This is a genomic window from Bradyrhizobium sp. BR 1433 (assembly GCF_051547665.1).
Classification (GTDB): Bacteria; Pseudomonadota; Alphaproteobacteria; order Rhizobiales; family Xanthobacteraceae; genus Bradyrhizobium; species Bradyrhizobium australafricanum.
This window is the reverse complement of the sequence record NZ_JBPUGG010000001.1, coordinates 8,116,060-8,131,382: the sequence shown is the minus strand read 5'-3', so window position 1 is coordinate 8,131,382 and position 15,323 is coordinate 8,116,060. Positions and strand designations below refer to the sequence as shown.

The window sequence follows — 15,323 nt, the reverse complement described above, 5'->3', positions numbered from 1 at the left end:
GGCATCCCCGGCGGTTCAACGCAGGGTCGCGGTGCCGCGAGCAGCGGGACGCTCGCATCGGTCGTCCAGAGAGAGCTGCTTGTAACTCCGCCCCATGGCAACACCTCCTCAAGGAAGTGTTGCACTTCGTTTGTGAACTCTGGAGACCCATTACCCCGAATGCAAGTCATGACGCGATGCAGTTGCTACAGCTCACATCAACAACGCAACCCTGTGGTTATGGGTCCCTTGAGTTCTCCTGGCTTTCGCCAGGACGACGATGTGATAAACACAAAGCTGCAATTGCAACTGAGTGGCGATTGCGTTTCATCAACGACACTTGATGTTCACCAACTCCCTGCTAAACCGCCGCCCATGAGCTCTTCAAGCACCAGCGCCCTCTCCACCAAGACATCCGTCGCCGCGATCTCGATCCTCGCCAGTGGCAGCATGGCGGTGGCGAAGTTCGTCGTCGGCATCGCGATCGGATCGCTGGCGCTGATCTCCGAGGCGCTGCACTCGTCGATCGACCTGGTCGCCACCATCATCACCTGGGCGGTGGTGCGGGTGTCGGACCAGCCGGCCGACGCCGAGCATCATTACGGCCACGGCAAGTTCGAGAGCGTCTCGGCGCTCGGCATCATCGCTTTGCTCTATGTGCTGGCCGGCGGCATCCTGGTCCAGGCCTACAGCCATCTGCGCGAAGGAACGCCGCCGCCGTCGATCTCGGCCATTCCCTTTGTCGTTCTGGTCATCGATATCGGCGTCAATCTGTGGCGGGCCCGCGCGCTGCACCGCGCCGCGCGCGACACCAAGAGCCAGGCGCTGGCCGCCGACGCGCTGCATTTCGCCTCTGACGTGATGGGCTCGACCGCCGTCATCGTCGGCCTGGTGCTGGCCGGCTTCGGCTTCTGGTGGGGCGATGCCGCGGCGGCGATCGCGGTCGCGGTGATGATCGCCCTGCTCGGCCTGCGCATGGCGCGGGAGACGGTCGAGACCCTGCTCGACCGCGCGCCCGAAGGCGCGCTGGAAAAGGCCACCGCCGCCATCAAGGCCGTGCCGGGGGTGGTCGATGTCGACCGGTTGCGCGTCCGCATGGTCGGCGCGACGCATTTCATCGATGCCATCGCCAAGGTGCCGCGCACCTACCCGATCGACCGCGTCGAGGACATCAAGCGCCGGGCGCAGGCAGCGGTGACCAAGACGTTCGGCGACGCCGACCTCACCTTCACCGCGGTGCCGGTGGCGCGCGACAATGAGAGCGTGCGCGAGCGCATCATGGTGATCGCGCGCAATTCCGGCCTCGCCATCCACCACGTCACGGTGCACGACATCGGCGGCAAGCTGATCGTCGGCATCGACCTCGAGGTCGACAGCGACATGGCGCTGGACGCAGCGCACGACATCGCCCACGAGCTCGAGCGCGCGATCCGCGAGGATTTCGGCGAGGACGTCGAGGTCGACACCCATGTCGAGCCGCTCGAGCCGGAACTGCCGTGGGGAACCGACGCCGCGCCGGACCGCGTCGAAGCCATCAAGGCGGCGCTGACCGGCTTTGCCGATGGCGGCGCGATCCATGACATCCACAATGTGCGGGTGCGCAACACCGACGCCGGCGAGGTCGTCAACTTCCATTGCCGCGCGCAGCCTTCGATGAGTGTGATCAAGGTGCACGAAAGCGTCGACGAGATCGAACGCAAACTGCGTCGTGCGTTCCCCACCGTGAAGCGTGTGATCAGTCACGCAGAGCCGACGCGCGCGTAATTCTACGGAGCCGTTCCTGTTTCGGACTCACTTTGCGCCGCATGATTCTCTCCGGGACAAGAATTTTTTCGCATTAACGAATCGTTGACTCTCGACAGTCCCGGAAATCTGGATTCAAATGATCATGATTCGGATGCATCGTGGGGAGCATCCGAACCGGGTAAAAAATCAGCTTAGAGCGGGGGTCTCAGGCATGGCGCGCGCGCATGCAGCGAACGCGTGCGTCCAATCCGATTCGATCAAGGGATTGGCGCAGTCGATCGCGAAACCGGCCTATCACAGGCTCCTGACGGCCGAGCCTGCACTGCGCCGCGCTGTCCCTACCCTCATCATCGCCTTCCTCATCACGATCTGCCTCGGCGCCTTCGTCCAGGTGATCGACCAGAACCGGCAAAAGCGCGGCGCGATGAAGCGCGACCTCGCCGCGCTGTCCGACATCCTCGCCGAACGTCTCGATCGCCTGACCTCGGTGCGGCGCGACCGGCTCGCCAACATCGAGCGGATGCAGGAACTGCTGCCGGACCTGATCCCGTCCTGGGGCATCGCCTACGGCCGCCACGTCATCATCACCAGAGCCGATCACCGCGTGCTGGCGCGCGTGCCGGTCGATGGCGCCGGCGAGAACGACCGCATCCTCGACATCGTCTCCACCGCGCAGCTTCTTGTCGCACCCGGCCAGCAGGGCACGGTCAGCGACATGACGCTGCCCGGCGGCACCGGCGCGCTGGCGATCTCGCAGCTCGTCAAGTCGCTGCCCGGCCAGATCGTCGTCATCCAGGAGATGAACGAGCCGATCTGGGGATCGGACGCGGCACTCTCGGTGACGCTGTCGGCCACCACGAGCTTCGTCGTGCTGATCCTCGGCTTCGCGTTCCACTGGCAATCGACCCGCGCCCGCGAGGGCGACCTGATCAACGACGCTGTGCGCGGCCGGATCGACACCGCGCTCAACCGCGGCCGCTGCGGATTGTGGGACTGGGACCTGTCGCGCGGCCGGATCTTCTGGTCGCAGTCGATGTTCACGCTGCTCGGCCTCGACACCCGCAACGACCTCCTCACTTTCGGCGAGGTCAACGCGCTGGTGAATTCGGACGACATCAACCTGTTCGACATCGCCGACCAGCTGATCTCGGGCAAGATCGATCACATCGACCAGAGCTTCCGCATGCGCCATGTCGGCGGCCACTGGATCTGGCTGCGGGTGCGCTGCGAGCTCAGCCACGCCGCGGCCGACGGCGGCCTGCATCTGATCGGCATCGCGGTCGACATCACCGAGCAGAAAAGCCTCGCCGAGAAGTCGGTGGAAGCCGACCTCAGGCTGCGCGACGCGATCGAGACCATTCCGGAGGCCTTCGTGCTCTGGGATGCCGACGATCGTCTCGTGCTCTGCAACTCGCACTTCCAGCGGCTGCACAAGCTGCCCGATTCCGCCGTCAGCCCCGGTACCTCCTACGAGACCGTGATCGAGGTCGGCAGCATGCCGGAAGTGCGCACCCGCCTGCACGAGAGCGGCGTGCCGGCGCCCGGCGCCCGCACCTTCGAGGCCCAGCTCGACGACGGCAGCTGGCTTCACATCAGCGAACGCCGCACCAAGGACGGCGGCTACGTCTCGGTCGGCACCGACATCACCCGCATCAAGGCGCACGAGCAGAAGCTGGTCGACAACGACCTGCGCCTGCGCGCCACCGTGATCGACCTGCAGCGCTCTCAATCCGAGCTGGAGCGGCAGGCCGTTCGAGCTTGCCGACCTCGCCGAAAAATATTCGCAGGAGAAGACCCGCGCCGAGGACGCCAACGCCGCGAAGTCGAAGTTCCTCGCCAATATGAGCCATGAGCTGCGCACCCCGCTCAACGCCATCATCGGCTTCTCCGAGATCATGGGCAGCGGCCTGTTCGGCACGCTCGGCTCGGACAAATACGCGGAGTACTGCCACGACATCCTGACGTCGGGGAAATACCTGCTCGAGGTCATCAACGACATTCTCGACATGTCGAAGATCGAGGCCGGCCGCATGAAGTTCGACATGGAGCCGCTCGATCTCTCCGGCATCCTCGCGGAGTCGCTGCGCGTGGTCTCCGGCCGCGCCGAGCACAAGGGACTGTCGCTGGAGTCGGATATCGAAAGCACGATCTCGGTCGTCGCCGACCGCCGCGCGGTCAAGCAGATCATCGTCAACCTGCTCTCCAATGCGGTGAAGTTCACGCCCGACCACGGTCGCGTGCTGGTGCGCGGTCAGATGCTGGATAACTCGATCGTGCTGTTGATCGCCGACAGCGGCATCGGCATCGCGCCGGAATCGCTGCGGCGGCTCGGCAAGCCGTTCGAGCAGGTCGAGAGCCAGCTCACCAAGAGCTACCAGGGCTCAGGCCTCGGACTTGCGATCGCGCGCTCGCTCACCAATCTGCACGGCGGCTCGATGCGGCTGCGCTCCAAGCTCGGCGTCGGCACCGTCGTGCGCGTCACGCTGCCGCGCGATCCGCGGTCCCTGCAGACGAAGCTGCCGGAAGCGGCCTGAGCCCAACACTACTTCGCAAGCACCCCTTCCAGCAGCGCGGAATCACCGAGCACGGCCAGCGTCTCCCGAGGCGTGAGATGGCGGACCGCCTGGTCGAAGCTGTCGCTTGCCTCGATCCGCGCACGCGCCACCGCGAGGTGAAGATCGATCTCGCCCGGACCGCCGCGCCGCGCCGGCGGCAGCGACGAGAGATGGCGATGCAGCAGCCCGGAATCCTGCCGCAACGTCGCGAGCGCGGGGGCCGATGCGCGTGCCGGCGACGATGCCAGCTCATTGGCGCGGACCAGCACGCGCGGCGGCTTGGCTTCCTCCGGCGTCACGAACAGCGCGTGCATCGCCGGCCTGGCGGTCCAGGCCCCGATCGGGATTGCAAACAGCAGGCCGACGATCACCGGCGACATCCACAGCAACAGCGGCAGCGACACCGCCCAGGCGCTTATCGCCATCGCGACACCGCAGGCGGTGGGAACGCCGTACTTGCGATAGAGCTCCCGCCGCTCGACCGCGCCATCGTCGCGCCGCTGCGTCTGCCAGCCGGCATCCCGACCGAGCAGGATCTCGACGACGGCGATCGACTGGAACACCATCATGACCGGCGCGATCATCGCCGAGATCAGCACCTCGGCGAGCACGCCCGTCAGCGCCCGGAAGCCGCCGCCGAATTGCCGGCGCACGTCCGACCGCGTCAGCAACAGGATGAAGCCGAGCAGCTTCGGCACGATCAGCAGCGCCATTGTGAGGCCAAACACCCAGGCGGCGAGCACCGGGTCCTGCGCCGGCCAGTTCGGGAACAGCGAAAAGCCCTTCGGAAAATATTCGGGCCGAATGAAGCGCGCCTGCAACGAGATCAGGATTCCGAGCAGCAGGAACGACAGCCAGAGCGGCGCAGTGATGTAGGAGCCGATCCCGGTCATGAAATGCAGCCGCGAGATCCAGTGCAGCCGGCGCGTCCTCAGCACGGCGAGATGCTGCAGATTGCCCTGGCACCAGCGGCGGTCGCGCGCGGCAAAATCCAAGAGCGACGGCGGCACCTCCTCGAAACTGCCGCCGAGCATCGGGGCCATGTAGATGCCCCAGCCGGCGCGCCGCATCAGCGCCGCCTCGACAAAGTCGTGGCTCAGGATATGTCCGCCGAACGGCTTGCGTCCGGAGAGCTCGGGCAGCCCCGCCTGCTGCGCAAATGCCTCGATCCTGATGATGGCGTTGTGCCCCCAATAATTGCCCTCGGAGCCGTGCCACCACGCGACACCGGCGGCGACCATCGGCCCGTAGAGCCGGCCGGCGAACTGTTGCAGGCGGCTGAACAGGCTGCGCGCGTTGACGATGACCGGCAGCGTCTGCAGCAGCGCCGCCTGCGGGTTGGTCTCCATGGCGTGCGCCATCCGCACCATGGTGTCGCCCGACATCAGGCTGTCGGCGTCGAGCACGATCATGAACCGGTAGGCGCCGCCGAACCGCGTGATCCACTCGCCGACATTGCCGGCCTTCCGCGCCGTATTGTCGGCACGATGCCGGTAGAACAGCCGCTGCGCGCCGCAGGCCTCGCACAGTTCGAGAAACGCCCGTTCCTCGGCGATCCAGATATCGGGATCGCGGGTGTCGCTGAGCACGAACCAGTCGAAGCTGTCGCCCTGCCCGGTCGCCTCGACGGACTCGTAGATGGCGCGCAGGCGCGCCATCAATTGATGGGGATTCTCGTTATAGGTCGGGAGCAGGACCGCGGTCCGGCTCGCGAGCTGCGGCAAGGGACCATCGTCGCGGATCGGCAGGGCGTTGCCGTTGCGGCGAAGCAGAGCGAAGAAGCCGACGAGCGCCGAAGCGAACGAAAACGCGATCCAGGCGAGCAGCGCGACGAACAGCACCAGCACCATACCTTCCATGATCGTCACGCCGCCGACCTGGACCACCATGTACATCTCGTAGGCGCCGGCACCGGTCAGCGCCGCCGTCAGCATCAGGACGAACGAGCGGCGCATTAACATGCCCGCACCGACCGACACCGGCTTGCTCACCGCAAGCGGCGGCCGGCCGAGATCGGCCGCCGACATCGCAAGCGGGCTCTCTTGTGGCAGGAAGCCGTCAGGCGCCGCGGCGACGTCGGACTGAGGCGACGTGACTATGGCGCCCATCGATAGACCCAGATCTCGGAGAGCGGCTTGTCATCCTGCGCCAGATGCGCACGCAGCTCGACCGGGTCCTTCTTGACGGCGCATTGGAAGCTGAGCCGCCATCCGCCGGTATTCGGATTTGGCTGCGTGACGACATTCGTGATCTCGGACTTCTCGGCCGTCACGACGCCCTTGACGCTGCCGGGATCGATCCCCTTCAGATTGTCACCGAACAGGTCGAGCACGAACAGCTTGCTGTTCTCGCCATGGGCGCCGATGCCGCTGCGCGTGAAGCGCGCGAGCGAATGCGGCTTCGGCGCATCCGGCCCCCAATGCAGGCGATAGGTGAAATTGGTCTCGCTCTTGGCCTTGAGCGGCGCCTTCGGCCGCCAGAACGCGGCGATGTTGTCGTGGATCTCTTCCTTGGTCGGGATCTCGAACAGGATGACCGCGCCCTCGCCCCAGTCGCCGATCGGCTCGACCCACAGGCTCGGGCGCTTCTCGAAGCGCGATTCGATGTCCTGATAGGCGAAGAAATTCTTCTCGCGCTGCATCAGCCCGAAGCCATGCGGATTGACGTCCTGGAACGTGCTGATCTGGAGGTCGCGCGGATTGCTCAGCGGGCGCCACAGGCTCTCGCCCTTGCCGTTGTAGATCGCAAGCCCGTCCGAATCGTGCACCGACGGCCTGAAGTCGTCGACCTCGTTGCGATCGTTGGGTCCGAAGAAGAACATGCTCGTCATCGGCGCAAGGCCCGCGTGTTCGAGATCGGCACGCGGATAGAGCGATGCCTCGACATCGAACACCGTGGTCGCTCCGGGCCTGATCGTGAACCGATAGCTCGCCGCGCAGCTCTTGCTGTCCAGCAAGGCGTGAATGACCAGCGAGGTCGCGTTGGGCACCGGGCGCTCGAGCCAGAACGCCTTGAAGAACGGAAACTCCTCGCCCTTGGCTTCGCCGGTATCGATCGACAGGCCGCGCGCCGACAGGCCGTAGGTCTCGTCCTTGGCGACCGCGCGGAAATAGCTCGCACCGAGGAAGACGCAGACCTCGTCATAGTAGTTCGGCTTGTTGATCGGCGCGTGGATGCGAAATCCGGCAAAGCCGAGGTCGGTCTCGGTGAAGTCAGGCACGGTCTCGCCGAATGAGAACATGTCCTTGCTGTACTTGACTTCGCTGACCTTGCCGTCGGCGACCTCGAAGATCTTGACCTTATTCTTGTAGAAGAAGCCTCGGTGGAAGAACTGCGCTTCGAACGGCAGCTTCGCGCCGCGCCACAGCGCGCGCTCGGGCGAGAAGCGGATCGAGCGGTACTGGTCGTAGTTCAGGTCCGTCAGGCCGTTCGGCAACTTCTCGTCCGGCGCCTCGAACGACTTGCTGGCGAGATTGCGCGCAAGCTCCCTGACCATGCCTGGGTTGAAGGGTGCGTCCGTCGCGCTCGCTGCGGCGGCGGCCTGGCGCTGTGGCAAGAACATGAGTGTCGGCAACACGGCCGATCCGTGGAGTAACTCGCGACGATTCAAAGCAGCTCCTGCTCGCTGACCGGGACGCCGCAATGCAACCGCCGAGCCGGCGCTGAGTTCCATCTTTGCTGCGAACAAGCGAAGATTGTCCGCCGGCTGAACACCAGGACTTGCTTGAACGCAACCACACAACGCGTGGTCGGTTGCTGCCGTGCCGGAACCGTCGTGGAAAGGCTGCGGGAGAATGCCGAGAGCTACGCGCTCTCGAGCGTCGGCGCGACCTCGCGCGCGACCTGCACCAGGGCTGCGATCAACGGCGTCATCGGATCGCGCTGCGGGATCACGAGGCCAATGCTGTAGTCCACGACCGGATCGACGATCGGAATGCTGCGCACGGCATCCGCAAGGCCGAGCGTCTCGGCGAGCTTGGCCGGCATCACGCTGGCCCAGCGGCCGGTCTTCACGTGGGTGTAGAGCACGAGCAGTGAGTTCGACGTCAGCGTCGGCGTCGCCTCCGCGCCGACCGAGGTCAGCGCGCGATCGATGATGCGGCGGTTCTGCATGTCGGGCGTGAGCAGACAGAGCGGCACGGTGCCGACTTCCTTCCACGTCACCTGCTTGCGGTCGCCGAACATCGCATCCGGCGCCGTCAGCAAGCGATAGCTCTCGTTATAGAGCGGGATGGTGCGGACCTTGCCGATCGGCTCGTTCTCGATATAGGTCAGCCCGGCATCGACCTCGAGATTCTCAAGCAGACCGAGCACATCGGCCGACGTGCACGACTGGATGCGGAACCGCACGTCGGGATGGCGCGCCCGGAACGGCGTGGTCAGCGAGGCCACCATGCCGAGCGCGGTCGGGATCGCCGCGATCCGGATCTCGCCCGACAGCTTGTCCTTGAGGCCGTTGATCTCCTGCTTCATCGCGCGCGCATCGCCGACGATGCGCCGCGCCCAGTCCAGCGTCCGCTCCCCTTCCGGCGTGAAGCCCTGGAAGCGGGATCCGCGCTGCACCAGCATGACGCCGAGGATTTCCTCGAGCTGCTTGAGGCTGGTCGACATCGTCGGCTGGGTGACGCCGCACGCCTCCGCAGCCCGGCCGAAGTGCCGTTCCTTGGCCAGCGCCAGCAGAAGTTCCAGCTTGTCGATCAAGGTTCAGATCCCTTCGGAAAACGGTGCCCCCAGCGGCAGCCCGATACGTCCATAGGTAGCACGATCGGGGTGCGATCCCGAAATCCAAAGCGCCGCGGAAGTGCGTGATTCCAGAACATTATTACGAAACCGCATCGATCCATTCGGCGACGCTATTAATCGCGTTTCGCAATCGCCGCATGAGACAGCTTTATTGATGTTTCGAAGGATTCCAACTCTCATGTGCGAAGCAAAAAACTGATCGTGAGAAGCGCTGATGACGGTGGGATACGAACCTTGGGACAAGGCGCGCGGCGCTGAAATCATCGCCGAGCATGCCGGGCTCGAAGGCGCCACGCTGGTGATTCTGCACGCGCTGCAGGAGGCCTTCGGCTACGTGCCGGAGCCTGCGATCCCGATGGTGGCGGAGGCGCTCAACCTGTCGCGCGCCGAGGTGCACGGCGTCTTCACCTTCTACCATGATTTCCGGAAGCAACCTGCGGGACGCCACGTCCTCAAGCTGTGCCGCGCCGAGGCCTGCCAGGCCGCCGGCGGCGATGCGCTCGCGGCGCGCGCGGAAGCCAAGCTCGGCGTTGCCGTGGGTAACACCACGGCGGATGACCGCGTGACGCTGGAGCCGATCTACTGCCTCGGGCTGTGCGCCACCGCGCCCTCGGCGATGCTGGATGGCCGCGTGGTCGGCCGGCTCGATGAAGCGCGGATCGACGCGCTGGTCGCGGAGGCACAGCGATGACGATGCGGATCTTCATTCCCCGCGACGCCGGCGCGGTTGCCGTCGGCGCCGACGACGTCGCCCTCGCCTTCGAGCAGGCCGCAGCAGCGCGCGGCATGCCGATCGAGATCGTCAGGACCGGTTCGCGCGGCCTGTACTGGCTGGAGCCGCTGGTCGAACTGGCGACCGCCCAGGGCCGCGTCGGATTCGGCCCGGCGACGCCGGCGGACGTTCCATCCCTGCTCGACGCGATGGCCGGCAACGGCCAGCACGCGCTGCGGCTTGGTGTCACGGACGAGATTGCCTGGCTGAAGCGCCAGACCCGGCTGACCTTCGCCCGCTGCGGCGTGATCGATCCGCGCTCGGTCGACGACTACCGCGCCCATGGCGGCTACAAGGGCCTGGAGCGGGCGCTGACGCTGACCTCCGACCAGATCCTCGCCGACGTCACCACGTCCGGTCTGCGCGGCCGCGGCGGCGCCGGCTTCCCCACCGGCATCAAGTGGAAGACCGTGGCGCAGGCCAGCGCCGACCGCAAATACATCGTCTGCAACGCCGACGAGGGCGACAGCGGCACCTTCGCCGACCGGATGATCATGGAAGGCGACCCCTTCGTCGTGATCGAGGGCATGACGATCGCAGGTATCACGGTAGGCGCCACCAAGGGCTACATCTACATCCGCTCGGAATATCCGCACGCGGTCGACGCGATGAATGCGGCGATCATGGCCGCCCGCCGCGCCGGCCTGCTCGGCAAGTGCATCGGCGGCTCCGCCCATGAGTTCGATCTCGAGGTGCGTGTCGGCGCCGGCGCCTATGTCTGCGGCGAAGAAACCTCGTTGCTGGAGAGCCTCGAGGGCCGCCGCGGCATCGTGCGGGCCAAGCCGCCGCTGCCGGCGCATAAGGGGCTGTTCGGCCGCCCGAGCGTGATCAACAACGTGCTGTCGTTCGCGGCGATTCCCTTCATCCTCGACAACGGCGCCAAGGCCTACGCCGATTTCGGCATGGGCCGCTCGCGCGGCACGATGCCGATCCAGCTCGCCGGCAACATCAAATATGGCGGGCTGTTCGAGACCGCCTTCGGCGTCACCCTCGGCGAGCTCGTCGACGAGATCGGCGGCGGCACCTTCACCGGACGCGAGGTGCGCGCAGTCCAGGTCGGCGGCCCGCTCGGGCCTACTTCCCCCGCGCGCTGTTCGACACGCCGTTCGACTATGAAGCGTTCGCCGCGCGCGACGGCCTGATCGGCCATGGCGGGATCGTGGTGTTCGACGACAGCGTCGACATGGCGAAGCAGGCCCGCTTTGCGATGGAGTTCTGCGCGGTCGAATCCTGCGGCAAGTGCACGCCGTGCCGGATCGGCTCGACCCGCGGCGTCGAGACCATCAACAAGATCATCAACGGCGAGCGCGTGGCGGAGAACCTCGCTGTTGTCGAAGACCTCTGCAACACCATGAAATTCGGCTCGCTGTGCGCGCTCGGCGGCTTCACGCCCTACCCCGTGATGAGCGCACTGAAACACTTCCGGGAAGATTTCGGCGGGGATCTAGGTCCCGCACCGGCCCGGCTGCAGGCCGCGGAATAACAAGGAAATCACGATGTCGCTGATTCAGGAAACCGATTTCGGCACGCCCAAATCCAAATCCGAGACGATGGTCACGCTGACCATCGACGGCAATCAGATCACGGTGCCCGAGGGCACCTCGATCATGCGCGCGGCGATGGAAGCCGGCACTCAGATTCCAAAGCTCTGCGCGACCGACATGGTCGACGCCTTCGGCTCCTGCCGGCTCTGCCTCGTCGAGATCGAGGGCCGCGCCGGCACGCCCGCCTCCTGCACGACGCCGGTCATGCCCGGCCTCGTCGTGCACACCCAGAGCGAGCGGCTGAAGCAGCTGCGCAAGGGCGTGATGGAGCTCTACATCTCCGACCACCCGCTGGACTGCCTGACCTGCGCCGCGAACGGTGACTGCGAATTGCAGGACATGGCGGGCGCGGTCGGCCTGCGCGACGTGCGTTACGGCTATGAAGGTGAGAACCACGTCTTCGCCAAATCGCACGGCTGCGAAAACGACAACTGGATGCCGAAGGACGAGTCCAATCCGTACTTCACCTACGACCCCTCGAAGTGCATCGTCTGCTCGCGCTGCGTCCGCGCCTGCGAGGAAGTGCAAGGCACCTTCGCGCTGACGATCTCCGGCCGCGGCTTCGACAGCCGCGTCTCGCCCGGCATGAACGAAAGCTTCCTCGGCTCCGAATGCGTATCCTGCGGCGCCTGCGTGCAGGCCTGCCCGACCGCGACGCTGACCGAGAAATCCGTGATCGAGATCGGCCAGCCCGAGCACTCGGTCGTCACCACCTGCGCCTATTGCGGCGTCGGCTGCGCCTTCAAGGCCGAGATGCGTGGCGAGGAAGTGGTGCGCATGGTGCCGTGGAAGGACGGCAAGGCCAATCGCGGCCATTCCTGCGTCAAGGGCCGCTTCGCCTGGGGCTACACCACCCACAAGGAGCGCATCCTGAAGCCGATGATCCGCGAGCGGATCGAGGACCCCTGGCAGGAAGTGTCGTGGGACGAGGCGCTGAATTTCGCCGCCGCAAAGTTCAAGGGCATCCAGCAGAAATACGGCCGCGACGCGGTCGGCGGCATCACCTCGTCACGCTGCACCAATGAAGAAACCTATCTGGTGCAGAAGCTGATCCGCGCCGGCTTCGGCAACAACAATGTCGACACCTGCGCCCGCGTCTGCCATTCGCCGACCGGCTACGGCCTGTCGCAAACCTTCGGGACTTCGGCCGGCACGCAGGATTTCGATTCGGTGGAGGACACCGACGTCGTGCTGATCATCGGCGCCAATCCGGCTTCCGCCCATCCGGTGTTCGCCTCGCGGCTGAAGAAGCGGCTGCGCCAGGGCGCCAGGCTGATCGTGATCGATCCGCGCCGCACCGAGATGGTGGAATCGCCGCACGTGAAGGCGCTGCATCTGCCGCTGATGCCCGGCACCAACGTCGCCGTGCTGACTGCGCTCGCCCATGTCATCGTCACCGAAGGGCTCGTCAATGAGGCCTTCGTGCGCGAGCGCTGCGACTGGAGCGAGTTCCAGGACTGGGCGACTTTCGTCGCCGATTCCAAGCACAGCCCGGAAGCCACCGCGATCATGACCGGCGTCGATCCGAAGGTGCTGCGCGAGGCGGCCCGGATCTATGCCACCGGCGGCAACGGCGCGATCTATTACGGGCTCGGCGTCACCGAGCACAGCCAGGGCTCGACCACGGTGATCGCGATCGCCAACCTCGCGATGGCGACCGGCAATATCGGCCGGCCCGGCGTCGGCGTGAATCCGCTGCGCGGCCAGAACAACGTGCAGGGCTCCTGCGACATGGGCTCGTTCCCGCACGAGCTGCCGGGCTACCGCCACATCGCCGGCGACGCGGTGCGCGAGCAGTTCGAGGCGATGTGGAACGTCAAGCTCAACAACGAACCGGGCCTGCGCATCCCGAACATGTTCGACGCCGCCATCGAAGGCAGCTTCATGGGCCTCTACGTGCAGGGCGAGGACATCCTGCAGTCCGACCCCAACACCAAGCATGTGGTGGCGGCGCTGTCGGCGATGGAATGCGTCATCGTCCACGATCTCTTCCTGAACGAGACCGCGAACTACGCCCACGTCTTCCTGCCCGGCTCGACCTTCCTCGAGAAGGACGGCACCTTCACCAATGCCGAACGCCGCATCCAGCGCGTCCGCAAGGTGATGACGCCGCTCAACGGCTACGCCGACTGGGAAGTGACGATCATGCTCGGCAAGGCGATGGGCTTCGAGATGAACTACACCCATCCATCCGAGATCATGGACGAGATCGCCGCGCTGACGCCGACCTTCGCGGGCGTCTCCTATGCCAGGCTCGACGAGCTCGGCTCGGTGCAGTGGCCCTGCAACGAGAAGGCGCCGGAAGGCACCCCGGTGATGCATATCGGCGGCTTCGTGCGCGGCAAGGGCAAGTTCATCCTCACCGAATATATCGCGACCGACGAACGCACCGGCCCGCGCTACCCGCTGCTGCTCACCACCGGCCGCATCCTCAGCCAGTACAATGTCGGCGCGCAGACCCGCCGCACCGAGAACGTGGTGTGGCATGCCGAGGACCGGCTGGAGATCCATCCGCACGACGCCGAGCAGCGCGGCGTGCGCGACGGCGACTGGGTGCGGCTGGCGAGCCGCGCCGGCGAGACCACGCTGCGCGCCGAGATCACCGACCGCGTGGCGCCGGGCGTTGTCTACACCACGTTCCACCACCCTGACACCCAGGCCAACGTCATCACGACTGATTTCTCGGACTGGGCCACCAACTGTCCCGAGTACAAGGTCACCGCAGTGCAGATCTCGCCGTCGAACGGTCCGTCCGACTGGCAGAAGGCCTATGACGAGCAGGCTCGCCACTCCCGCCGCATCGCCGCGCCGGTGGTGGAAGCCGCGGAATAGCGATGCGCGAGCCCGTCTATCAGGCGAACCGGAAGGTCTGGCGCAACGGCGTCTTCAGCGACGGCGCGCGCCTGATCCCGGAGGAGACGCCGCTCGCGCTGACCTATAATGGCGGCACCTACGCCGTGATGATGGGCTCGCCCGAGGACCTCGGCGATTTCGCCGTGGGCTTCAGCCTGAGCGAAGGCATCGTGCAAGCGGCCGACGAGATCGAGACCCTCGACATCGTCGAGCTCGATGACGGCATCGAGCTTCGGATGTGGCTCAGGCCTGACAGGGCCGAGCGGATCGCCGAGCGACGGCGCAACATCGCCGGACCGACCGGCTGCGGCCTGTGCGGACTCGATTCCATCAGCGAGGCAGTCCGGCCGGCCGCGGTGGTACGCGCGGGCCGCGCCTTCTCGCCGCGCGAGATCATGGCGGCGATGGCGGCGGTGGCGCCGCTGCAGGAGATCAACCACCAGACCCGCGCCGTGCACGCCGCGGCGTTCTGGACGGGCGCGCGCGGCATCGTGGCGCTGCGCGAGGATGTCGGCCGCCACAATGCGCTCGACAAGCTCGTCGGCGCGCTGGCTCGAGACAAGGTGGCCGCCAACGAAGGCATGGTGCTGCTCACCAGCCGCGTTTCGGTCGAAATGGTGCAGAAGACCGCCGCGATCGGCGCGCCGCTGATCGCTGCGGTGTCGGCGCCGACCGCGCTTGCGGTGCGGATGGCGGATGCCGCCGGCATCACGCTCGCCGCGATCGCTCGCGCCGATGGATTTGAAATCTTTACGCATCCGGAACGCGTCACAGGCGCGATGGCCGGCAAGGAGCCCGCTTATGTCGTCGTCGCCTGACAAACTGGTCTATATGGCGAACCAGATCGGAAAATTCTTCCAGAGCCAGGGGCGCGAGCGTGCCGTGCAGGGCATTTCCGAGCACATCTGGAAGTTCTGGGATCCGCGGATGCGCAAGCAGATCTTCGCCCATCTCGACGCCGGCGGCACCGGCCTCGATCCCGACGTCCGCGATGCCTTGCAGAAGCTGAAGCAGCAGGCGTAGGCAGCCGCGCCCTGCTCTATCACCGTCACCCTGAGGAGCCGCATAGCGGCGTCTCGAAGGGTCGACGGCCCGGCTGTGGCCGTGCATCCTTCGAGACGCGCTACGCGC

General features: G+C 66.0%; 8 protein-coding genes and 2 pseudogenes. 7 read left to right on the top strand and 3 right to left on the bottom strand.

The window, feature by feature from the left end; translation table 11 throughout:
• Nucleotides 1-354: 354 nt before the first annotated feature.
• Both ACSKB9_RS38985 and ACSKB9_RS38980 read left to right on the top strand, forming a co-directional pair.
• On the top strand, nt 355-1,743 hold the full coding sequence (locus ACSKB9_RS38985) for a cation-efflux pump (RefSeq protein ID WP_438079634.1): 1,389 nt from the start codon (nt 355-357) through the stop codon (nt 1,741-1,743).
• A gap of 193 nt (nt 1,744-1,936) precedes the next feature.
• A pseudogene (locus tag ACSKB9_RS38980) lies at nt 1,937-4,259 on the top strand (ATP-binding protein).
• Nucleotides 4,260-4,267: 8 nt separating this feature from the next.
• Here the strand turns inward: ACSKB9_RS38980 and mdoH are convergent.
• From mdoH to ACSKB9_RS38965, 3 genes are all read right to left on the bottom strand, one after another.
• Nucleotides 4,268-6,388: a glucans biosynthesis glucosyltransferase MdoH gene (gene mdoH / locus ACSKB9_RS38975; RefSeq protein ID WP_438079633.1), complete on the bottom strand. Its 2,121-nt coding sequence runs from the start codon at nt 6,386-6,388 to the stop codon at nt 4,268-4,270.
• Entirely contained in the window at nt 6,376-7,842 is a 1,467-nt protein-coding gene (locus tag ACSKB9_RS38970) for a glucan biosynthesis protein G (RefSeq protein WP_438080585.1), read from the bottom strand. The genes mdoH and ACSKB9_RS38970 overlap by 13 nt, the downstream gene beginning before the upstream one ends.
• A 242-nt stretch (nt 7,843-8,084) precedes the next feature.
• Nucleotides 8,085-8,981, bottom strand: a complete 897-nt coding sequence (locus tag ACSKB9_RS38965; RefSeq protein ID WP_438079632.1) for a LysR family transcriptional regulator — start codon at nt 8,979-8,981, stop codon at nt 8,085-8,087.
• Nucleotides 8,982-9,237: 256 nt separating this feature from the next.
• Here ACSKB9_RS38965 and ACSKB9_RS38960 point away from each other — a divergent pair, with 256 nt between their 5' ends.
• The 5 genes and pseudogenes from ACSKB9_RS38960 to ACSKB9_RS38940 all read left to right on the top strand — a co-directional run bounded on the left by ACSKB9_RS38960 (nt 9,238) and on the right by ACSKB9_RS38940 (nt 15,215).
• Entirely contained in the window at nt 9,238-9,714 is a 477-nt protein-coding gene (locus tag ACSKB9_RS38960) for a formate dehydrogenase subunit gamma (protein WP_438079631.1), read from the top strand.
• Nucleotides 9,711-11,278 (top strand): annotated as a pseudogene (locus tag ACSKB9_RS38955) (formate dehydrogenase beta subunit). The gene ACSKB9_RS38960 and the pseudogene ACSKB9_RS38955 overlap by 4 nt, the downstream one beginning before the upstream one ends.
• A gap of 13 nt (nt 11,279-11,291) precedes the next feature.
• Nucleotides 11,292-14,171: a formate dehydrogenase subunit alpha gene (fdhF, locus tag ACSKB9_RS38950; protein ID WP_438079630.1), complete on the top strand. Its 2,880-nt coding sequence runs from the start codon at nt 11,292-11,294 to the stop codon at nt 14,169-14,171.
• Nucleotides 14,172-14,173: 2 nt separating this feature from the next.
• Nucleotides 14,174-15,010, top strand: a complete 837-nt coding sequence (fdhD, locus tag ACSKB9_RS38945) for a formate dehydrogenase accessory sulfurtransferase FdhD (RefSeq protein WP_438079629.1) — start codon at nt 14,174-14,176, stop codon at nt 15,008-15,010.
• Complete coding sequence (locus tag ACSKB9_RS38940; protein WP_076833312.1) at nt 14,994-15,215, top strand: formate dehydrogenase subunit delta; 222 nt, start codon at nt 14,994-14,996, stop codon at nt 15,213-15,215. Before fdhD ends, ACSKB9_RS38940 begins: the two co-directional genes overlap by 17 nt.
• The last annotated feature ends 108 nt before the right edge of the window (nt 15,216-15,323 follow it).

Coding starts and splice junctions, on each gene's coding strand:
- ACSKB9_RS38985 (WP_438079634.1), top strand. CDS start 355: ATGAGCTCTTCAAGCACCAGCGCCCTCTCCACCAAGACATCCGTCGCC.
- mdoH (WP_438079633.1), bottom strand. CDS start 6,388: ATGGGCGCCATAGTCACGTCGCCTCAGTCCGACGTCGCCGCGGCGCCT.
- ACSKB9_RS38970 (WP_438080585.1), bottom strand. CDS start 7,842: ATGTTCTTGCCACAGCGCCAGGCCGCCGCCGCAGCGAGCGCGACGGAC.
- ACSKB9_RS38960 (WP_438079631.1), top strand. CDS start 9,238: ATGACGGTGGGATACGAACCTTGGGACAAGGCGCGCGGCGCTGAAATC.
- fdhF (WP_438079630.1), top strand. CDS start 11,292: ATGTCGCTGATTCAGGAAACCGATTTCGGCACGCCCAAATCCAAATCC.
- fdhD (WP_438079629.1), top strand. CDS start 14,174: ATGCGCGAGCCCGTCTATCAGGCGAACCGGAAGGTCTGGCGCAACGGC.
- ACSKB9_RS38940 (WP_076833312.1), top strand. CDS start 14,994: ATGTCGTCGTCGCCTGACAAACTGGTCTATATGGCGAACCAGATCGGA.